The organism is Acidobacteriota bacterium (assembly GCA_016703965.1).
In the GTDB taxonomy this organism is placed as follows: Bacteria; Acidobacteriota; Blastocatellia; order Pyrinomonadales; family Pyrinomonadaceae; genus OLB17.
The window spans coordinates 115,815-137,573 of sequence record JADJBB010000021.1 but is presented as its reverse complement, the minus strand read 5'-3'; the positions used below and the strand labels follow the sequence as shown (position 1 = coordinate 137,573).

19 protein-coding genes are annotated in these 21,759 nt (G+C 50.9%); 11 read left to right on the top strand and 8 right to left on the bottom strand.

What is annotated here, in order from left to right; genetic code table 11:
- Window positions 1-15: 15 nt before the first annotated feature.
- Window positions 16-669 carry a TetR/AcrR family transcriptional regulator gene (locus IPG22_07950; GenBank protein MBK6588211.1) on the bottom strand — a complete coding sequence of 218 codons (654 nt, stop codon included), beginning with the start codon at window positions 667-669 and terminating at the stop codon, window positions 16-18.
- Between the two features lie 211 nt (window positions 670-880).
- Between IPG22_07950 and IPG22_07945 the strand changes: the two genes are divergently transcribed.
- Both IPG22_07945 and IPG22_07940 read left to right on the top strand, forming a co-directional pair.
- Window positions 881-1,237: a hypothetical protein gene (locus IPG22_07945; GenBank protein ID MBK6588210.1), complete on the top strand. Its 357-nt coding sequence runs from the start codon at window positions 881-883 to the stop codon at window positions 1,235-1,237.
- 203 nt (window positions 1,238-1,440) lie between these two features.
- Window positions 1,441-2,934: a sodium:solute symporter family protein gene (locus IPG22_07940; GenBank protein ID MBK6588209.1), complete on the top strand. Its 1,494-nt coding sequence runs from the start codon at window positions 1,441-1,443 to the stop codon at window positions 2,932-2,934.
- Between the two features lie 125 nt (window positions 2,935-3,059).
- Here the strand turns inward: IPG22_07940 and IPG22_07935 are convergent, their stop codons facing one another.
- Genes IPG22_07935 through IPG22_07915 form a run of 5 tightly spaced genes read right to left on the bottom strand, consistent with a single transcriptional unit; the run spans window position 3,060 to window position 7,723 of the window.
- Window positions 3,060-4,241, bottom strand: a complete 1,182-nt coding sequence (locus IPG22_07935; GenBank protein ID MBK6588208.1) for a galactokinase — start codon at window positions 4,239-4,241, stop codon at window positions 3,060-3,062.
- Window positions 4,241-4,975: a nucleotidyltransferase family protein gene (locus IPG22_07930; GenBank protein MBK6588207.1), complete on the bottom strand. Its 735-nt coding sequence runs from the start codon at window positions 4,973-4,975 to the stop codon at window positions 4,241-4,243. Before IPG22_07930 ends, IPG22_07935 begins: the two co-directional genes overlap by 1 nt.
- A gap of 59 nt (window positions 4,976-5,034) precedes the next feature.
- On the bottom strand, window positions 5,035-6,078 hold the full coding sequence (xylF, locus tag IPG22_07925; protein MBK6588206.1) for a D-xylose ABC transporter substrate-binding protein: 1,044 nt from the start codon (window positions 6,076-6,078) through the stop codon (window positions 5,035-5,037).
- 14 nt (window positions 6,079-6,092) lie between these two features.
- Window positions 6,093-6,941 carry a DUF3828 domain-containing protein gene (locus IPG22_07920; GenBank protein ID MBK6588205.1) on the bottom strand — a complete coding sequence of 283 codons (849 nt, stop codon included), beginning with the start codon at window positions 6,939-6,941 and terminating at the stop codon, window positions 6,093-6,095.
- 59 nt (window positions 6,942-7,000) lie between these two features.
- Window positions 7,001-7,723, bottom strand: coding sequence for a VTT domain-containing protein (locus IPG22_07915; GenBank protein MBK6588204.1), 723 nt, complete (start codon window positions 7,721-7,723; stop codon window positions 7,001-7,003).
- 78 nt (window positions 7,724-7,801) lie between these two features.
- Between IPG22_07915 and IPG22_07910 the strand changes: the two genes are divergently transcribed.
- The gene (locus tag IPG22_07910; protein ID MBK6588203.1) at window positions 7,802-9,580 is read left to right on the top strand and encodes a M61 family metallopeptidase; all 1,779 of its coding nucleotides are present in this window, start codon (window positions 7,802-7,804) and stop codon (window positions 9,578-9,580) included.
- On the opposite strand, the gene mug is transcribed toward IPG22_07910, so the two are convergent.
- Window positions 9,581-10,129: a G/U mismatch-specific DNA glycosylase gene (mug, locus tag IPG22_07905; GenBank protein ID MBK6588202.1), complete on the bottom strand. Its 549-nt coding sequence runs from the start codon at window positions 10,127-10,129 to the stop codon at window positions 9,581-9,583.
- 95 nt (window positions 10,130-10,224) lie between these two features.
- Here mug and IPG22_07900 point away from each other — a divergent pair, with 95 nt between their 5' ends.
- From IPG22_07900 to IPG22_07875, 6 genes are all read left to right on the top strand, one after another.
- Window positions 10,225-10,971, top strand: coding sequence for an ATP-binding cassette domain-containing protein (locus tag IPG22_07900; GenBank protein MBK6588201.1), 747 nt, complete (start codon window positions 10,225-10,227; stop codon window positions 10,969-10,971).
- A 28-nt stretch (window positions 10,972-10,999) separates the two neighbouring features.
- On the top strand, window positions 11,000-12,628 hold the full coding sequence (locus tag IPG22_07895; protein MBK6588200.1) for an amidase: 1,629 nt from the start codon (window positions 11,000-11,002) through the stop codon (window positions 12,626-12,628).
- Between the two features lie 41 nt (window positions 12,629-12,669).
- Window positions 12,670-14,196, top strand: a complete 1,527-nt coding sequence (locus IPG22_07890; GenBank protein MBK6588199.1) for an ABC transporter permease/substrate-binding protein — start codon at window positions 12,670-12,672, stop codon at window positions 14,194-14,196.
- A gap of 410 nt (window positions 14,197-14,606) precedes the next feature.
- Window positions 14,607-15,752 carry a DEAD/DEAH box helicase gene (locus IPG22_07885; protein ID MBK6588198.1) on the top strand — a complete coding sequence of 382 codons (1,146 nt, stop codon included), beginning with the start codon at window positions 14,607-14,609 and terminating at the stop codon, window positions 15,750-15,752.
- A gap of 17 nt (window positions 15,753-15,769) precedes the next feature.
- Window positions 15,770-16,123, top strand: a complete 354-nt coding sequence (locus tag IPG22_07880) for a hypothetical protein (protein MBK6588197.1) — start codon at window positions 15,770-15,772, stop codon at window positions 16,121-16,123.
- 166 nt (window positions 16,124-16,289) lie between these two features.
- Window positions 16,290-16,469, top strand: a complete 180-nt coding sequence (locus IPG22_07875; protein MBK6588196.1) for a hypothetical protein — start codon at window positions 16,290-16,292, stop codon at window positions 16,467-16,469.
- A gap of 412 nt (window positions 16,470-16,881) precedes the next feature.
- On the opposite strand, the gene guaA is transcribed toward IPG22_07875, so the two are convergent.
- Window positions 16,882-18,429, bottom strand: a complete 1,548-nt coding sequence (gene guaA / locus IPG22_07870) for a glutamine-hydrolyzing GMP synthase (GenBank protein ID MBK6588195.1) — start codon at window positions 18,427-18,429, stop codon at window positions 16,882-16,884.
- 138 nt (window positions 18,430-18,567) lie between these two features.
- Here guaA and IPG22_07865 point away from each other — a divergent pair, with 138 nt between their 5' ends.
- Window positions 18,568-19,701 carry an AraC family transcriptional regulator gene (locus tag IPG22_07865; GenBank protein MBK6588194.1) on the top strand — a complete coding sequence of 378 codons (1,134 nt, stop codon included), beginning with the start codon at window positions 18,568-18,570 and terminating at the stop codon, window positions 19,699-19,701.
- Between the two features lie 104 nt (window positions 19,702-19,805).
- Window positions 19,806-21,743: a S41 family peptidase gene (locus IPG22_07860; protein MBK6588193.1), complete on the top strand. Its 1,938-nt coding sequence runs from the start codon at window positions 19,806-19,808 to the stop codon at window positions 21,741-21,743.
- The last annotated feature ends 16 nt before the right edge of the window (window positions 21,744-21,759 follow it).

Sequence of the window (21,759 nt, the reverse complement as noted above, 5' to 3'; positions counted from 1 at the left end):
TTAGCTTCTCGGCAGTTATGCCCGGATGCCTTTTAGCAGAATTTCCGCAAAATTCTTCGCCGCTTCCTCGTTTGTGATATCAAGGATGTTACGTTGCTTGTCCCAGAGAATATTGTTGAGCGAATGGTGGATCATCATTCCCATAAACGCCCTAACCGCGATCTTTGGCTCAAACTGGCGAAAGACACCATCCCGCTGTCTTTCCTCGATATAGCCGCCGATAAAACCGTAGATACGGGCGACGAACTCCCCAAAAAATCGTTCTGCCAGGTCATGCTCCTCGAGAGCACTGTAAAACAGCAACCGCATGAAACCGACATCTTCGTGATGTTTATCAAGAGCGGTTTTTGCGAGATTGTAGAAGACCGCAAAATCATCTTTTTGCCTAATCGCCTCAGCAAGGGCCTTGTTCTCTTCCCACGGAAAACGCTGCACGCCGTCCTGACAACCCTTGTTATGCAGGATCGCTCCGTAGAGCTCGTCCTTGCTGGCAAAATGGCGAAACACCATCGCCTCAGAAACACCGGAAGCTTTCGCTATCTCTTTTGTGGTCGTTCCCTTAAACCCACGCTTCGAAAACAGATCGACCGCCGTCTGCAATATCTGCTCACGCCGGGCATCACCCGTCATACGGCCCGGATGCTCACATTTGAAAAGATCTTTGATCAATATCTATTCTCCATAAAGTAAGTGCTTACTTACTTGAACAGATAGACTCGCATTTTGGAAATATCTTTGTCAACCACAAATGTGATGCGCATCACATAAAGTTGATCGATGGAACAAATCTCGCGAGAAATTCGTTACAACTAATAAGGCGAGAAAAACATCTCAGCCGTCGCATTATTGATTATTTTTAATAATTCGGGAGTATCTTGATATGTCAGAATTTGAAGCAGAAGTTAAGAAAGCAGAACAGGAATTGGAACAGAGCCTGATACCGGTTGGATCGCCAGCCGACAAGGTGACGGATGACGAGTTTTTAGGAGACCTAAAGATGCAGGCACAGGAATACGGACAGAAGATTCAGGACGCAGCCGTTAAGGCCAAGGATTTTGCCAACGACAAGTTCGCCCAAGCAGGCGATAAGTTCAAGGAACTATCGAACAAGGACCCGAAGGAACTTGTCGAAGACGCAAAGGAATTCGCCCGCCAGAAGCCGGGCCAGACGATCCTTATTTCTGCGGCGATCGGTCTTATTGTCGGATTGATCTTGAAGAGTGGGCGTAGGTCGTAACCAGCCGAGCGGCGTCGAACGATTAGATAGTCAAATTATAAAGACCGCCAGGAAATGGCGGTCTTTTTCTTTTCCCTTTAGGGGTTCCGCAGCGGGCCTGCTATAAAGAAAAAACATCTAGTTGCGTTCTCGTTGGACAGAACGCAAAAACCCGAATAATATTGGAAAGTCTTTTTAATACCTTCAAATTCGGAGTCATCTAAATGACTAATTTCAACTGGCTTCTGGACGGAAGCATTGTCGGGCTTTATTTGCTTGTGACGATGGCGGCGGGATTGTACGTGCGGAAGTATGTCGGCAAAGTCGATGATTTTCTGGTCGCGGGCCGCGAGATGAATGTCTATTTGGGCATCGCTTCGCTTGCTGCAACCGAATTCGGCATAGTTACGTGTATGTACACGGCCGAGGCGGGGTACAAATACGGCTTTGCCGGCGCTACCCCGGGGATTGCTATGGCACTGTCGATGCTCGTGATCGGTTATACGGGCTTCTGCATCAAACCGCTCCGTGATTCCGGCGTGATAACGATACCTCAATTGATCGAGAAGCAATTCGGACCGCGAGTTCGCTGGGCCGCTGGGGTCGTGATCGTGCTCGGCGGATTGCTGAACATGGGCGTTTTTCTGCGAATCGGCGGGCAGTTTTTAGTTACGATCGTTGGGCTAAAGGTCACTTCCTTTAACCTTTTCGGCTATCAGGTTGGCTATTTAGAAGCGATGATGACAGTCCTGCTTGTCGGCGTTGCGACCTATACGATTCTCGGCGGAATGCTTTCGGTTCTAATCACCGATTTTCTACAGTTTGTCGTGATGAGCGTCGGGTTGATCGCGGTTACGCTGCTCGTGTTAGTTTACGTTGGCTGGGACAAGATCGTGACCACGGTCGAGGCTAATTACGGTGCGGGCGGATTCAATCCTTTCGTACATCCGGATCTTGGTTGGCCGTACGTACTTTTTCAGGTAATGCTCAATTTTGCGGCAGTTCTGACCTGGCAGACAACTATTGCCCGCGTTCTAGCGGCAAAGGATTCATTGACTGGACAGAAGATCTATGTGCGAACAAGTTTCTTTTTCGTATGCCGATTCCTCATTCCCGGCATTTGGGGAATTGCCGCTCTCGCCACGCTTGGCCAGGTGACTAATTCCCTAGACGCGATGCCCACATTCCTTGCTACATTTGTTCCTGTTGGGCTTATGGGATTGTGTATAGCTGCAATGCTTGCGGCTGATATGTCGACAGACTCGAGTTATATGCTTACATGGGGAAGTGTCATTTATAACGACATCATGGGTCCATTTCGAAAAGAGGCCTGGTCCGAAAAAAAGGGAATCTTGATCAATCGCATGATCGTAGCCCTGATCGGGGTGTTTCTGTTATTTTACGGATTGTGGTATCCCCTCGAGGGCGATGTTTGGACATATCTAGGTATAACCGGCACGATATATCTCGCCAGTATTTCGGTGCTGCTTATCTCGTCTTGCTATTGGAAAGGCGCAAATAGCTGGGGTGCTTTCGGATCGATATTCTTTGCTGCTGCAATACCGGTAATGTTCCTGGTGCTGGAGAAGACTCCAGGAACCAAGGATCTTGCTAAACAGATCGGCCCTTACTATTCAGGCATCGCGGCTTACGTATTTTCGGCTTTAGCGATGTTTACCTTCTCACTGCTCAAACCTCGAAAAGGAGAGATCGCATGAGGTACATTTGGCTCATTCTTACCATAACAGCTGTTGTTTGGTACACATTTGTGACTGCTTACGTAGCATTCAAAGGCGTGACGGACATCAAAGAAATGTTGAAGAAACTGGGTGAGAAAGATTGATCAGCCCAGATCGCATTCCGATGGACGGGCCGTGAAGAATTCGCAAACCCCCGAATGCTGCGGGAAGCGGTTCCTATAAACTCTTTGCCACTCCGCCTTGAATCCTTCAGCGTCGGACCTGGTAAGAAGAGCATAAACACTCCCGCCAAAACCGGCACCAAAAGCGGAGGCTGCAACGACGCCGATCTCTCGAGCCGAACGCTGCAAAAATGACGTTTCCGTGATCTGGTTGCCGAGAAACCGCTCGGCATTTTCCTGTGAGATATCGATCGCATCACCAATATCAGCGATCCTGCCGGCCGCGAGCATCTCGATGACTGACGGGATGATCTCAAAATTCTCGATCCGAAACTGCTCAACACGGCTCAGCAGATCGCGTGTCATAAAGGCTGACCTCATTCCCCTGATCTTCGAAAGAACCTCATCAACCCCGAATTCCTCAAACATTCGTGAAAAGGTCAGACCCCTTCCAACGGTTGAGGTTACCTCGGAAACCATTCGAGAAATGCGGTTATAGCTATCGCGTGCTGTTCCGGTTTTCTCAGCCGCGACGCCGCTTGATGCGACAACGAATGAATACGTCTCAGGAAATGGAAAGTCCGCATCGTGCCGGAGCGGTGAAAACGAAAACGCACTAAGTTTATCTGCCTTTCCCAGAACTATCGCTGCATGATCCTGGCTGCCGCCAAATGTTCCCACGCCCGCGGAACCAGCCAATTCACGAAAACTCTGACCATTCTCGACGCATCCCAGATATTCCGCGAGGTCGAGTTTGTCGTGAATATTATCCTGATACCGGCTTGATCCCCGAAGATCGTTTACAAGATCCAGGGCCGCAAATACCATTATCATTAACGCACTTGAACTCGAAAGTCCTGCAGCCTTAGGAAGATCGCTATTGAAGCGAATCTTAACGCCGTTTTTTAATCCTTCCGGAAAGTTTGTCCCAAGACGGCGTACGACCTCGGCAGCGTAGTTTGTCCAATGGCCGGGCAAAATGGTCGGATCCTTCAGAGGTACGGAGATCCTTTCGCTTATATCGAGATTTTCTAGAACGACGAGCGGTTCCGAATGGTCTTCAAGTTCGGCATGAAACCCGCGGTCGATCGCGCATACTACACTGCGCCCGCCGCAATAGTCGGTATGTTTTCCAAGAAACTCGATACGGCCGGGAATGAACATTATTTACTATTGAGGAAATTAGAAACGCCTTCGATATCGGCACGGCTCGACAGGTCTAGCACGCCTTCATCAGTCTTTATGGCGGCGAACTGTACGCCGAGGCAATCGATCGCATACTGAACAGCCGCCGTTATCTCATATTCCCCACGCTCAGACGGTTCAACAGCGCGGCATGCTTCATAGATCGTTGGTGGAAACAACCACGCGTTCATCGATACAAATGAATTCAGGTCGACCCGTTTCGGCTTCTCAACGACCCGACGGAGTAGACCGTTCGGATCGATCTCAACCGTGGCAAACTTCGCGATCCGTTCTTCTCCGATGTTGCTTTTGTCTATTAGAGCTGCGCGTTCGAACGCGAGCATCGCCGGGCGCCCCTTTTCACGCAATCGACGCAGGCTTTCGACAGGATAGAGATTGTCCGAGTTTACAACGAGAAAAAGATCGTCGTCGACACAACTCTCAGCGGCCAGAACAGCATCCGCGGTTCCGTTGGGCTCGATTTGCGTCGCGAAACCGACACCAATTCCTTTGGTTGAACAGTATTCACGAATCGCATTATGCTCAGGCCCGATCACGAGGCAAATATCGGTGAAACCGGCAGCGGAGAGATTTTCAACTATCAATTCAAGCAGTGTTTTGCCGTTTGCGACCGGAACGAGAGCTTTAATTCCGGCGCTGGCGATGCGTTCCTGTTCCGGGGTTAGGTCAACACCTGCGGCTTCAGCCCGCATTCGCGTACCTAAGCCCCGCGCGAGAATAACCGCCTTTTGGGGAAGTTTAGACACTCGTACTACTTGTTGGGGGAATCCTTAAATATCTTTTCCCGCGTTTGAAATCCGTCCTTAACGACCGTCGACTCAATATTATCCTTGTCAACAGGGATCGGCTCGATCAGGATCGAAGGTACATCGATGCGGCCGTTATTAACCGTTCGCGTCGCCCCGCTCGGCTGCTTTTTCGCAAGTGCAACTGCGGCATCGACCGCCGCGGGGGCGAGGCGTGATATCGGCTTATAAACGGTCATTGTTTGCGTTCCTTTTACGATCCGCTGTAAAGCCGCGAGCTCCGCATCCTGTCCGGAAACCAGAACCTTTCCTGCGAGCCCCTGCGAGATCAACGCCTCGATAACGCCGCCCGCTGTTCCGTCGTTCGAAACGACGAAAGCGTCGATCTTGTTGTTGTTCTGAGTAAGTGCATTTTCTGCATGCTTAAGAGCTTCCTCGACCAGCCATTCTTTCGCCCACTGGTCCGCAACGACCTTGATATCGCCGCGATCGATCGCTGCCTGGAGAATGTTTAGCTGGCCTTTTCGCAGCAAGGTAGCGTTGTTATCCGTCGGAGCTCCGCCTATCAGAGCGTAATTGCCCTTCGGCATTCTTTCGAAAAGATACTTCGCCTGCAACTCCCCGACCTTTTCGTTGTCAAAGGACACATAAAGGTCAGGAGCGCTGTTGCGGACCAGGCGGTCGTAGGAGATCACCGGAACATTCTGCTTCTTCGCCATCTCGACCATCGCGCCAGCAACCTCGGCGTTGTGGGGGACGAGAACCAGAACATCGATCCCCTGCGTCAGTAAACTCTCAACCTGCTTCATCTGAGCATCGTCGTTGCCATCGGCGGTCTGCAGCAAGACTTCCGCACCGAGCTCGGCAGCACGTGCCAGAAAAAGGTCACGGTCCTTCTGCCAACGTTCCTGCTTGAGAGCATCCATGGCAAAACCGATGCGGATCTTTTTCTCGCCCGGCTTTGCCGAATTCGTTGCGGCCGGTTGTTTACATCCTGACCATGCCGCGACGGCAAGTAAAAGAAACAAAAGAAGTGCCTTCGGTCTCATCATGAGTATTACGCCTATTTAACTCTCTGAACTGGAAAAGTCTTGCCGTCTGCACGATAAAATGTGCCGGTGTTATAACTGTCGTCGTCGAACTCAAACCTGTTCGGCCCGCCTTTGTCATCTGATTCGAATGTATTTCCTTCCTTAAAGAAGAACACCTCGACACCAGTACCTTTTGCCCATTTGACCTCAAATGCCATCTTAACCGGTTTAACCGTCGCGCTCGTATCGCCGACCTTGAACTTGCCCTGAAACTCACCATTTTCGGCCCTTCCGGGCTTGTCGGGATACGTTTCTTTGAGCCATTTCATCAGGTTCTCGCCATTGCCATACTGGATATTATCGATCTTCCAACTTCCTTTTACCTGCTTAAGTTCAAATGTGAGGACTTCTTTCCGCCCGCCGTTCGTAAAGGTCACCGGCACCGACGCGACAATGCCGGTAACAGTTGCCTTACCGATCGCAAAATTCTTAATGTCCGGATCCTGTGTGTTATAAAGCGGATCGCCGTCAATCGCGCCTACCTCACCGCTGCTGCTTGTAGCGTCTTTCCAGATCAGGTCGGCCAGTTCTTTGGTGAAATACTTATCTACGAGCGCACGGTTTTTGGTTTGAAAGAATGGGCTATTTTTGCCGTCGTGCTGTTTATAGAGATCCGCTACCAACGCGGCAGCGGCGGAGCTTTGCGATTCAGCCGCGGCTGAGGAAGGCGTTCCAGCAGGTTCGGTAACACTGGCATTTGCGGGCGAATTAATAGGAGCAGAATTCGAATTAATGTTCGTAGAAAGGTTGAAAGAACACGCCGTATTTGCGGCGAACAATATTGTAAAAGCCGTAGTTTTTATAAAAAAAGCAGTTTTCATGTTCATAGATCTCAACGTATACTAAGGCAGAACTACGGTACTCACAAAACCGCACACGATCAGGCCTCCAGCGAACCTTCGGTTTGCGTCAGCCGCTCGAGAGCTTTTCTGCTAATAATAGCGATGGTAATTATTGCCAGAACGCTCGCGACCGCCCCTATTACAAAGATGTAGGTGTCCCGAGTGTTGTTCAGATTCAGTTCTGCCAGGCCGGAACCAACAAACGCCATCGACGCCGATCGAGGCAGCATACCCGCGGCAGTCCCGATAACGAAAGCCCAAAAAGGAACTCGTGACGCGGCAAGCAAAAAGTTGGTGAACGCAAAAGGCATCACTACCGACAACCGAAGCAATAATATGATCAAGGTCGTCTTTTTAAGGTTGTCCTGCAGCAGCGAATCATAGATCGCGGTCGATCGCGGGTGTTTCTTTAGAATCTCCGGGAAACGATTTCCGCTTATCTGCGTATTGATAACGAAGGATATTATGGACGCACCGACGACGCCGATCATAAGCACGACCAGGCCAAGCTCGAAACTAAATGCCCAACCGCTTACAATACCGATGACGTTTGTGGGCAAAAGTGCGAGACCACAGAAGAACAGAGTACCCGTGAGAAACACCAGGATACCGAGTTCCCAATTCTCCCGCAGCCAATGCCCGATCGGAAGTAGAAATATCAGTAAGATCGAGCTGCCGACTATCGGAAGAAGAGTCGAGACAACCGCCATTGGGGTAAGATGGCCGAGATCTTTTAGATTTTCTCGTACTTTTTTGATCACTTATTCGAAATAATAACACCTGCAACCGGAGCCCGCATCGAGCTCATGTATATTGTAGTAACATTTCGCCATACACCTATGAAGCACCCAAGCCGTATAACTCTAGTTTTTTCACTGCTAGCATTTGTATTCTGTACGCAGTTCGCGTTTGCGCAAAAGCCACTTCAGATAACACACACAGTTTCTCTGTCGGACCCGGCAACACAGCAATTCCACGTCACTACAGACATAAGCAAGATCGATCAGCCTCAGCTCGATCTGAGTCTGCCGACATGGACACCCGGCTGGTACACGGTTGAGAACTATTTTAAGAATGTGCTGCGGTTTCGCGTGACCGACTCGAGCGGTCGGGTTCTTCCCCTGCGGATGTCGCGAAAGCAGACTTGGAATATCGATACTCGCGGGCTGAAAGAAATACGCGTCGATTATGATTACAGCGCAACCGTCCTCGGCCTCAACCAGGCAAAGATCGCGACGGATTTTGCGTTCTTCACGGGAATCCAACTCTTTCTCGAACCGAACGGCCATAAAAATGATCCTGCAACAGTAAAATTTCAGATACCTCAGGGCTGGAAACTTCTTACGGCCCTAAAAGACACTACAGATCCGATGGTTTTCACTGCGGCAGATTATGATGTGCTCGTAGACGCTCCCGTAATGATGGGCAATTTTGACGTTACTAAATTTGAGGTCGAGGGCAAACCTCACTACTTCGCCGCGGCTCCCGCAGGTGTTTTTAACGCTGAGAAATCACGCAGATTTACCGAGATCTGGGCTAATACGATCAAGGCCGAGAGCGCGATTTTCGTAGGATTGCCATATGAAAAGTATATCGCGTTCTACTTCTTCATACCCGCGCAATCAAATGCGAGCGGTGCCCTCGAGCACCTCAATTCCTACGTCGCCTTCGCTCCGGCGGGTGAGCGTTCCACGCCGGAAGGCATCATCGGAACCGGAGCTCACGAATTTTTTCACCTCTGGAACGTAAAACGTATTCGACCGGCCGAAATGTGGCCGTATGATTATTCGCGTGAGAACGAGACGCCGCTGCTCTGGGTTTCTGAGGGTTTTACTAATTATTACGGAATTATCGGAACCTATCGAGGAGGAGTGACTACCAAGGAGCAGTTCCTCAGCAGCGCCGCTAACGCCGCTGCTGGGATCGAAAACAGCGAGGCACGCAAATACATCTCTCCCGCCAATTCGTCCGTTTCGACATGGGCCGGTTACGACACGCCGACCGCATTTGGAATTTCCTATTACACACAGGGACAGAACCTGGCGGCTTTACTCGACCTCTCTATCAGAAACGATACCGACGGCCGTTCGAGTCTCGACGATCTAATGCGCGCCCTCTTTAATGATCACTACAAAAAAGGTAAGGGCTTCACGACGACCGATATGATCGGGATCATTAACAAACTGACTAAGAAAGACTACACGGATTTTTACAACAAGTACGTCTTCGGCACTGAAGTTCCCGATTACGAGCGCATCTTTGGCTACGCGGGTTATGACCTGGTGAAAAAAATAGAGAGCACTCCGGATTTCGGTTTCTCGATCCGTCCTCGTAACGGGGGGTTCGGTATCAACGGCGTTGAGACTGGCGGTGCCGCCGCCGCCGCCGGATTAAAGGTTGGCGATGTCATTACAAAGATAAACGGAGGTGCGCCATTTGATGCCCCTTTCGGAACATTTTCAGGAAAGGAAATAAAACTAACCGTTAACCGCGATGGTAAAGAGATCGAAATGCCAATGAAGGTCGGTTCGCGTGAATTCACCAGCTTCAGCCTGGCAGAAAAGAGCAACGCGACCGTTCAGCAGTTGAAGATCCGTGAGGGCTGGTTGAAAAGGTAGTTATTCGACCGTGGTTTTCAATTCACTAAATAGCTCGATAAAATCCGTCAGTTGATAATTTGCATTGAGGCCGCTGGGATTTGGCAGGAGCCAGATCCCGGTGTTGCCGACTTTCTCTTCCTGTAAGCCGACTCGCGCCTTTGGCCGGTCAAATGCGGTTCGATATGCACCGAGGCCGAGGACACCGAGCATCTTCGGTTTGAAGAGATCGAGCTTTTCAAGCAGAATCTTTCCACCCGCGATAAACTCTTCCTTTGACAGCTCATCCGCTCTTGCCGTCGTTCGCTCTACAAAACACGTTATTCCGTAACCGCTGTCGAGCAGTTCCGCCTCTTCCGAGGGGTCGAGCAAGCGATCGGTAAATCCGGCGCCATAAAGAACTTTCCAAAACCGATTCCCCGGCCGGGCGAAGTGCAGCCCGGTCGCACCTGAATACAATCCTGGATTAATGCCGCAAAAAAGCACCTTCAGATCAGGTCCGATGATGTCTTCTATTGTTAGGTGAACTGCGTCAGCGAGTTCCTGTTTTGTTGGTTTTCGTGCTGCCATGTTTTGTAGCAATATCATAGCGTCTCGTCCTGTTATTTAGATATTGCCGGTAAGTAGATAGCCGCTTAAATGGTAAAATCAAGCGATCAAAACAGATGCCGATAGGGACCCAAAATATCGTTGAATTTAAGAGCGTCAGCTTTGAGATCGGCGGCTCAAAGATCCTCGAGTCTCTAAATTTCGCTGTATCAAAGGGCGAGATCCTGATCCTGCTAGGTGAATCGGGCTGCGGCAAAACCACTACGTTAAAACTCATCAACCGTCTTATCGAACCGACGTCTGGAATGATCCTCGTCGAGCAAAAACCGACGTCCAAATGGGATAAGATCGATCTCCGGCGTCATATTGGCTACGTTTTGCAGGACGGAGGGCTTTTCCCTCACATGACGGTCGAGCAAAACGTTGGTCTGCCGCTCGCGATCAAGGATATAAACACAAAAAACGAGCGACGAGTCAACGAAATGCTAGATCTGGTCGGCCTTGACCCCGCGAAATTCGCAAACCGTTACCCGCACGAACTTTCCGGCGGCCAACGGCAACGCGTTGGAGTCGCACGGGCTCTGGTTACTGATCCTGATCTGTTGCTGCTAGACGAACCCTTCGGTGCTCTCGACGCGATAACTCGGACGAATCTACAGAAAGAGTTTGCGAAACTTGTTAAAGAACTCGGTAAAACTGCTGTCTTCGTCACGCACGACCTCCACGAGGCGATGCTGTTGGGCTCGCGAATAGCTCTGATGGAAAAGGGCAGTATCGTCCTCCTCGAAACGCCCGGGAATTTCCGACTTTCCGAGATTCCGCTCGTCCGTGCCTATCTCGATACGATCACGGTGCCCACTTGAACAAAAACTGGGTTATATTATTGAAACGATGAACAACACAGGTCAGAACAGACGCGAGTTTTTGAAAGCGGGAGCAGCCGGCCTGGCGGCGATCGCATTCTTTCGAAATGCCAAAGGCGAGATCGTCGTCGCAGCCGCGGAAGGCGATCCCTTTCCAGAGCTTGTCGAGGTCACGATCCCACAGCTTCAGGCTCAGATGAAGTTGGGCAAGCTTACAGCCCGCCGTTTGACCGAGATGTATCTCGAACGGATCAAACAGATTGACACAAAAACGCATTCCGTCCTCGAACTAAATCCCGACGCCCTGACGATCGCCGATGCGCTCGACAAAGAGCGGAAAAAGGGCAAAGTTCGCGGGCCCATGCACGGCATTCCCGTTTTGATCAAGGACAATATTGACACGGCCGATAAAATGCACACTACAGCCGGTTCGTGGGCACTGTATGACGCACCAACGCCAAAACAGGATTCGCCTCTGGCCGCGGGCCTACGCAAGGCCGGTGCCGTCATTCTTGGTAAGACAAATCTTAGCGAATGGGCAAACTTCCGGGCCAATCCCAGAAATGGCCGGGGAACCAGCGGCTGGTCAGGACGAGGTGGCCAGACGAATATGCCGTACTTTCTCGATCAGAATCCGAGTGGTTCGAGCTCAGGGTCAGGCGTTTCGGTTTCGGCCAATCTGTGTGCCGTCGCTATCGGCACTGAAACAAATGGCTCGATAATCTCGCCGGCTGTCACCAACGGTGTGGTTGGTCTCAAACCGACCGTCGGTCTCGTCCCGCGCACCGGGATCGTCCCGATCTCACATACACAGGACACCGCCGGGCCGATGACGCGAACCGTAACTGACGCTGCAATTTTGCTCGGAGCGATCGCTGGAACGGACAAACTCGATTCCGCGACCGCTGAAGCTGATAAGAAAAAAGCAAAGGATTACACCAAATTTCTCGATGCCGGAGGCCTCGAAGGTGCCCGACTCGGTCTCGTTTTTACACCCCCGCAGCGGAACGGCGATCTCTACAAAGCTTACTTCCAGCCGTTTATCGATAAGATGAAAGACGCGGGAGCAACTCTTGTTGACGTGACCTTCCCAGATTACGGACCGACACAAGCCGACCGGCTCGCCATTTTGCAATACGAATTTAAGGCCGATATTGCGAAATACCTAGCCGCTCGGGGAGGCAAATATAAAACCCTCGAAGACCTGATCAAATTTAACGAAGACAATAAGGACAAGGAGCTCCAGATCTTCGGTCAGGAGATATTCATCGATTCGCAAAAGCGTGGCGATCTCACAGATAAAGCATACACGGTCGCCATCGCCAAAGTCCGCAGATCCGTCCGCGAAGACGGCATCGATGGCCTGATCGCAAAAAATAACCTCGACGCCTTCGTCGGCCCCACAAGCGGAGCCGCCTACTCAGTAGCCGCGGTGGCAGGCTATCCGTCGATCACGGTGCCGCTCGGACTTCGCGAGATACCGGCCGGCACTGCCCAAAACGGTACCGCGATCCCGGCCTCGATCCAGGCCACCGGCATGCTGTTTATGGGAACCGCCTGGTCAGAACCAAAGTTGCTCAAATATGCATACGCCTTCGAACAGCTGGCGAAAGGACGCGTGACGCCGCAGTTTTTACCGACGTTTCCGAAGAAGTAGTGACAGAGTTCCTTCGCTTCCTCAGTTCAAACTGGCCTGAGCTGCTCACGCTGACCCGCGAGCATATTTTTCTTGTGTTTATTTCGACGGGTTTCGCGGTGCTGTTTGGTGTTCCGCTTGGTGTTTTGCTGACTCGTGTTAGGTCGCTTCAAACGCCGGTACTGGGCTTTGCGAACATTATGCAGACCGTGCCGAGCCTCGCACTTTTCGGGCTTCTGATCCCAATTCCATTCATCGGCGGCATCGGCGCTAGAACTGCGATCATCGCTCTGGCACTTTACGCACTGCTGCCGGTTATCCGCAATACGGTCACGGGAATTCTCGGGATCGATCCGAAAACAAAGGAAGCCGCGATCGCCCTCGGGATGACTGAATGGCAGAGGCTAAAGATCGTCGAACTGCCGCTCGCGATGCCGGTTATGTTGACTGGGATTCGTGTCGCAGTGGTTATTTCCGTTGGTGTTGCAACCGTTGCAGCGGCAGTTGGAGCAGGCGGATTGGGAACATATATCTTCCGAGGCCTGCGGCAAAACGACAATAATCTACTAATCGCCGGAGCCTTAGCCTCAGCTCTGCTCGCTCTGATCTGCGATTTCGCTCTCGGGCAATTTGAAAAGAGCTACGCAATCGGTGAACGCAAACACGCGGGCCGTCGAAGGTTCATAGCCGCCGGAGTAGCCGCCGCTCTGGCTATCGTTGTTGGTCTCGGCTTTATTTCAAATTTCAGATCTGATATCTCAAAGAACACGCTCGAAACCGGGATCGAGAAGAAAGATCAGAAAACGGTTGTCGTAGGTTCAAAAGATTTTACGGAATCAGTTATCCTCGCCGAGATCCTCGCTCAAATGCTTGAAAAGGAGGGCGTAGCGGTCACACGCCAATTCGAGCTCGGCGGCAACATTGCCCACGAAAGCCTGCTCTCCAGCAAGATCGACGTCTATCCCGAATACACCGGCACCGCCTACACCGCTATCCTGAAACATGTTCCAATCACCGATGCCCAGACGGTTTACGACCAGACAAAAGCGGAATACGCCGAAAATTTTAAGCTCGACGTCAGTCCGTCACTCGGGTTTTCAAATGATTTTGCGATCCTCGTTCGCGGCGAAGTCGCTCGGCAAAGCAATCTCAAAACCATCTCCGACGCGGTGCCGCTCGCCAAAAATTGGCAAGCCGGATTTGGCCAGGATTTCATGTCTCGAGCGGATGGATACGCCGGATTTTCGAAAGCCTACGGTTTTTCCTTCTCCAAACAGCCCCGCGAAATGGATCTCTCGCTTACAGTTCGCGCACTCGCTGGCAAACAGCTCGACATTATCGCCGGCAACTCGACCGACGGCTTGATAGCCGCTCTTGACCTATTCCAACTAGAGGACGATAAACATTTCTTTCCGCCCTACCAGGCAGTGTTCATCTCGCGTCTGGAAGTCAGCGAAACGCTAAGAGCAACTCTTTCAAAACTTAAAAATGCCATCTCAACCGACGAAATGCGAAAGATGAACTACGAGGTTGACGGCAACAAGCGAACGCCTAAGGAAGTCGCGGCGGAGTGGCTCGCAAAACAATAGCTTGCTATTTATCGTAAACTGTTGTAATCTCATAACTTGATAATTCCGTATCTCATTCATCGACGGTAAACTCGCCTTTATGTTAGGGCGTAATAGATAGTTCGAGGCACGGTTCGTTAATAACTGTTAGAAGATGTTCCCTGAGAAGGTGAACTCCTCGAACGTAGGTTCCTTCCTTGCTACCGTTTCACTGAAGATCACACCGCGTTAGTAGCTTCTTATTACAATCCCGAAGAAATATTCGGCAGTCGTATTGTGTTTACTTAATTGTATTCACAGTGATGGCTCCGGTGAATTATAGGTTTACCGGCATAAGCGCAGGATGCGTCTTCAGTAGATATAATTTTATTTAATTAATGACTTTTAAAGATTTAGGCTTGCTTCCGTTTTTGACGGATAAGTGCGAGCAGATGGGTTACACAGAACCGACGCCGGTTCAACAACAAGCAATTCCGGTCCTTCTTCAGGGCGGAGACATTCTCGCCAGTGCCGAAACAGGTACAGGCAAAACCGCAGCTTTTCTTCTGCCGATCATTCAGCAGTTGAGCGAGAGCAAGAACAAACCGGGAACGAAGGTTCTCGTCCTTTCGCCGACGCGCGAATTGGCTAACCAGACCGAGGCTGCCTGCCGCGAGTTCGCCCCTAAGGGCATCACGTGCACGGCGATCATCGGCGGAGCCGGTTACAAACGTCAGATCGACAGCCTCAAGCGTGGTGCAAATATCATCATCGCGACACCTGGCCGCCTGATCGATTTTATGGATCAGGGCTTGATCGATTTCCGCGGACTGACGCATCTCGTCCTCGACGAAGCCGACCGCATGCTCGATATGGGCTTCCTGCCGTCGATCAAACGCATCGTCAAGGTCATCCCGGCTAAACGCCAGACGCTTTTCTTCTCGGCAACGATGTCAGGCGAGATCGAGCACATTGCCTATGCAATGCTAACCGATCCAACGTTCATCGAGGTTAGCAAACGCGGCAAGGCCGCAGTGACGATCGAACAGACCGCATATCCGGTTGCACAGCAATCGAAAATGCCTCTCCTCCTCGACTTGCTCGATAAGGAAAACTTCGACCGCGTCCTGGTTTTCACCCGCACTAAGCGTGGTGCTGACCGTGTCGCCCATATCCTCGAGAAGCGTGACCACAAATCGAACCGCATCCACGGTGACCGTTCACAGTCACAGCGTGAGGCTGCTCTTCGCAGCTTCAAATCCGGACATACGAACGTCCTGGTTGCGACCGACGTGGCGGCACGAGGTATCGATATCGATTCGATCTCACATGTGATAAACTATGATATACCCGAGGCTCCGGAGGATTACGTTCACCGCATCGGTCGAACGGGCCGTGCCGGAAAAAACGGAACAGCGATCACGCTGTTCACCGTTGCCGAAGAACATTCGATGCGTGCCATCGAACGTCTGACGGGTGAGAAAGTCGAACGCGTTGTCCTTCCTGATTTTGGCGGACACGACTTTACTCCTGCAGCAGTCAAGAAAAACGGTACGTCGGCTCGTAAGAGCTTCCGATCGTTTGGCCGCCGCAGATAAGATAGGCAGGTGAAATTATGAAAGAAAAAGCTTACGCAGTAGACGATTCGGTTGAAATGATGTGTTCGGCATGCGACCTTGAGCAAAATCACAAGGTCGTGACCGTCACCAAACAGGGCAAAATAACCAAAGCTGCCTGCGAGACCTGTGAAACGGTCAGTACATTTGCCCGGGGCGTAAAAACCTCGGTTTCGGTCTCGAGCGGCGGCAGAGCTGCTTCGCCCTATGACCGTTCACGCAAGTACCGCAAGGGCCAGGCCATGACGCACGACAAGTTCGGTCATGGCGAAGTTACCGCGGTCATCGAACCCCAAAAGATCGATGTCCTCTTCGGCGACCAAACCCGTCGGCTGATCCACGCACAGATCTAAACCAAGCTTCGGGAATCAACGCGTACCTGATGATAGTTTTACTTTCAAAAAGGCCAGTCAGAAAACCGCAAGGTTATCTGATTGGCCTTTTTAAGCTTTCAGCGATCAGCGGTCAGCATTCTGCCTTCCTCAGCTCTTTGCTGACCGCTGACTGCTCACTACCAAAATGGACAACAAATACCAGATCGTAAAACCCAAAAAGCCCGAGACCAAGATCGAGATCCTGCAGCAAAAGATCGAGGACCTGGTAAAGGTCCGTGACCAGGAAAAGGACCTCGCCGCCAAACGGAAACTCAACGCCGAGATCATGACCCTCTATGCCCAATACGAGCGTTTAAAGCTGTGATCGGATAACGTGACTTTTTGTGTAAAATCACTTTTCACCAAACTTTACCAAAAAATACCGCATAAAAAGTGTGAATCGATTCACACTTTTGCCATCCTAAGTCCTGAGAGCCCTATAAATACTGGCTTTCAGTGATTCACACCAAGCCGTGAGAGCCAAAAACCGGATGTGCGTAGGTAGAGGAAAATGCCCCGTTTTCGAGCGGTTTGCGTGAGATTGGTAGAGGTATTTGCGAGATTGGTGAAACGTGACTGGAGCGCATGCGTCCCCGCTTGCCGACGCCCGTTCCTCCGGCGTGAAGAGCTTAGTATTTTTCAACTTGAATAATAAATCACGTCCGTTGAGCGTCCCGAAGCGGAACGCTTGCAAGCGAGGGAGCCTGCGTTCCCGGGTGGCTATAGCTGTGATCGTTCTATTCCCACTCGATCGTGCTTGGGGGTTTGGACGAGATATCGTAGACGACACGGTTTACGCCGCGGACTTCGCTGGTGATCCGCGACGAGACCGCCGCGAGGAAATCATGCGGCAGGCGTGCCCAGTCGGCGGTCATGCCGTCGGTTGAGGTGACGGCTCGGAGGGCTACGGTTCGTTCGTAGGTGCGGAAATCGCCCATGACGCCGACCGACTGGATCGGGAGCAGCACGGCGAAGGCTTGCCAGACGTCCTGGTAGATGCCGAAATTGTGCAGTTCCTCGATAAAGACGCGATCGGCTTTTTGGAGCAGCTCGACCTTTTCCGGTGTGATGTCGCCGAGGATGCGAACGCCGAGCCCGGGGCCGGGAAATGGATGCCGCTGGAGAATTTCGTCGGGAATGCCGAGATCCTTGCCGATCAGCCTGACCTCGTCCTTGAAAAGCTCACGCAGAGGCTCGATAAGCTTAAGGTCCATCTTTTCCGGCAGGCCGCCGACGTTGTGGTGTGATTTGATCGTGACGGACGAACCTCGCAGGCTGACGGACTCGATCACATCGGGATAAAGCGTGCCCTGAACCAGCCATTTTGTGCCCTCGACCTTTTTCGCTTCGGCATCGAAAACGTCAATGAATTTGGCTCCGATCGCTTTTCGCTTTAGTTCAGGATCGACCACATTTGCGAGGACAGAGTAGAAATCTTCAGATGCATCGACTCCGCGGACGTTGAGATGCAGATTGTTTTTATAGACCTCGAGGGTGTCTTCGAACTCGCGGTAGCGAAGCAATCCGTTATTCACAAAGATGCAAGTCTGCCGGTCGCCGATCGCTTCGTGGACGAGCACGGCCGCGACGGTCGAATCGACACCGCCCGATAGGCCGCAGACAACATTATCGGTCGGGCCGACGATGTCGCGGATCTTCTCGATCTCTTCCTTGATAAATTGCGCGGGTGTCCAATCGCCTTTGCATTTACAAATATCAAATATGAAATTTCTGATTATTTCCTTGCCCAAAGGCGTGTGGCTGACCTCGGGATGAAACTGAACACAGTAGATGCCGCGTTCCGGATTCTCGATCGCCGTGGGCACGTCTTCGCTGGTTGCGACTGCGACAAAACCATCGGGCATACGCGTCATGTGGTCGCCGTGGCTCATCCAGACGTCGAGTTCGAAAGGAAGTTCATTGAACAATGCCGTTTTGCCGCTTAAAACTTTCACGCGAGCAGCGCCGTATTCGCGGCGGTTTGCCGGCTCGATCGACCCGCCGAGGTCGAGAGCAACGAGCTGCATTCCGTAACAGATGCCGAGGATCGGAACATTGAGTTTTTGATAAAACCCTTCCTCAACGCGCGGAGCGTCCTCATCCGTCACGCTCGACGGCCCGCCAGACAAAATAACGCCCATCGGCCGTTTCGCCGCGATCGCGTCCGCCGATAGATGAAATGGATGTATCTCGCAATAAACGCCCTGCTCACGCACACGCCGAGCGATGAGCTGCGTGTACTGTGAGCCAAAATCGAGGATAATTATGGTTTCGTGATGCAAAATAGAACGGCTCCCGAGTTTGTATAAAGAGAGAATTATACGCCGTTCGCCAGCGTTTGCAGAATGTGAACGCGGGGAAGATCTGAAACTCTATCCGGCATTCGGACGAAAGAACAATATTGTCGCTGGCTCGTTAACATTGTGGAATACGATTTCCTAAACATTAGAAGCATCCTCATCTTTATCTGCATCCTGCAAGGTCTGATCTTTGCGGGGCTGCTCGTAAATCGCGGGATCAAGCAGAGGACGAAAGCCGATCTGTGGCTCGCGTTGCTGCTGGTCGTACTGAGCTCGAGCCTGATCACGCCGTTTATCGGGTTTGCGAATGTTTATGACCTGAATCAATGGCTAACGTACTTTCCTTTCTCGATCAGCTATCTGCCGCCGGTTCTGGTCTGGTTTTACGTACTTAGTCTGACGAATTCGCAGTGGAAATTAACACGAAAGGACCTGCTTTATCTGATCCCAACGGCCGTGTATCTTGTATTCCGGTTCACGATATTTTTTCAGAGCGAGGCTTGGAAAGGATGGTTTGATGGGGCGTATTACCGTCCGGTCATAGGGCCGCTGGTATTTGCGACCGAATTCGCGTGGAGCGTGCTGCTGTTATTTTGGTCGATCCGGCATTACCGGAAATACCGAAATTGGCTCGACGAAAATTTCTCCGACACTGAAAAGATTAAGTTCGACTGGCTGCGGAATTTTCTTTACACGTTTTCGGCGATCCTGCTGCTCGGGGCGTTGTTTGATTTTACGAACAGTTTTCTGTTTCGGCTTTCTTATATTCAGTACTTTTATTTTGAGGTAGTTCTCGCGCTTTCGACCTACTATTTAGCGGTTGCTGGCTATCTACGGTCAAAAACCATTGACCTGACTTTTTCTGATGCTCCCGCCAAGGCGACCGAATCGCGGCGTTCGCTACTTTCCGACAACGAACTAGAACGCCTGAAAGAAAAGCTGCAGGCCGTAATGCGCGACGAACGGCCCTATCTCGAACCCACGATCACGCTGACCGACCTGACGCGGATCGTCGGCGTCAATTCCAACGTGCTCTCGCACGCGATCAATCAGGGATTTGATAAGAATTTCAACGATTTCATAAACGAATACCGAATAAACGAAGTCAAATCCAAGCTCCGTGACGCCGACGAATCGTCGCTGCTCGCCATCGCCTTCGACAGCGGTTTTAATTCAAAAGCCACCTTCAACCGGGCATTCAAAAAATTTACCGGCGTTTCGCCAAAGGAATATCAGGACAATTTGACCGCTAAATAGTCTCAAATCATCACAAATAAGCCTCAAATGATGATGTGAGGCGATGTGCTGCTCCGCGAGCCGTAATCTCGAATCAGTACGAACACTACTTCGAGAGGAAACAGATGAACAAATTATTCTTAGCAGCGATCTTAGCCTTAATAACCTTTGCGGGAACCGCAGTTTCACAAAGTAAAACCTTCTATCAAACCATCGACGGAAACTGGGAAGGAACGCTTGAGTATCAAGACTATTCGGAAAACAAACGCGTAAAGCTCAAGACATTTCTGATAGTTAAAGCCGCTGTAGACGGTAATTCTGCCGAGATCACGACCGTTTACGACGACTTTGGGACGATCATTAAAGATGTCGAAACAGAGAAGATCGATACAGCCGCGAAGAGATTCCTATCAGGCGATTTTGAATACAAGATCGAATCGGTCGAGAACGGAAAGATCGTCCTGCTCGGCAGCGGCCAGGACGGCGAGAAGGTTGAGCCGATGCGAAAGACGATCACTTTTGACGACAATTCCTTAACTTTCTTAAAGGAAACGCGAACGCCGTGGCAATTCCGCAATCGACTCACACTAAAGCGAACGAGTGAGAACATTCTCGAAAAAAAGACATTTTCACCGGCACAGTTAAAAGAAGATCTTGAGGTGCTGAAGAAGGCTTTGGTTTCACTGCATCCAGGTGTCTATCGCTACAACACACCCGAAAACCTGGAGCGCGAGTTCGCCAAGATCGAGGCAAAACTCAACACGCCGCTATCCGAGAATACCGCCTTTCTTTTGTTTTCGCAGCTTACCGAAAAGATCAAATGCGGCCACACCTATCTGAATCCGTACAATCAAAACAGCGTCGTCCGAGAGCGGATATTCAACGGCAAGACCTTTCTTCCATTCTATTTCCGCATCATCGATGGTAGGTTCATCGTCACCGAAAACGCCTCGCCAAATCCCCTCGCACTCGGAAGTGAGATCACAAAGATCAATGGAATTCCAGTCAAGAAGATCATTGACGAACTATTGACCGTAACAAGAGGTGACGGGAATTCAACGCTCGAACATCGGATCAATTCACTGGAATTAACCCGCTTTGAGGCAGAAAGATACGCCCTCTTCGATATGTATTTCCCACTGTTTTTCCCTGTCAGAGACGAGAAGTTTTCGATCGAGGCGATAGATCTTGTCACTAAGAAGAAGATCAACTTTCATGTTCCTGCCGTAACCAAGTCAGACCGCAAACAGGAAATGGCTAAGCGTTACGGCAAAACGCCTACGTACGACGACGGCTGGAAATTTGAGATCCAGGATAATTCGACGGGCTACCTGAAGGTCGAGAATTTCATCACCTGGCGGCTCAAAACGATAAAATTCAAGGAGTTTCTGGCAAATGCATTCGCAGAGCTGCGGGCAAAAAATATCAAAAACCTTATCATCGACGTTCGCGGAAACGGCGGCGGCGATATGGATCCCGGATTTGAGATCTCGCGCTATTTGGCCAAGCAACAGCTGCCGCCGTACGCCGAAAGCCGGCGACTGGTACGCAATGTCTCGGCAAACCCGGAACTTTCTAAATTTGTCAGCACCTACGATGATGCGATCATGTACGCACTCAAAAACGGCGTTCCGGCAGCATTTTATCGAAAGTTTGACGCAAATTACTTCGAGATAATCGGCCGCGAAGACTATCCGGCTGTCGAACCTTACGAGAACAATTTCACCGGACGCACATTTGTTATCGCTGATTCAAGTAACGCCTCCGCGACCTTCCAGTTTCTCGACTATATCCAGCAAAACCGTCTCGCAACCATCGTCGGCCAAACGACGGGTGGCAATAAACAAGGGATAAATGGTGGCAATTACCTATTCCTGACGCTGCCGAACTCAAAAGCTGAGATCGATATTCCGCTCTATTTCCAGTCACCGCTGAAGCCGAAAAAAGACGAGAGCGTCGTGCCAGAGATCGTCGTAAAAAGAAAAACCGAGGACATCGGCAACAAGTTCGACCGCGAGATGGATGTGATCAGAGCCATGATCGCAAAGGGAATTCGCCAATAAACTTGACAACGGACGG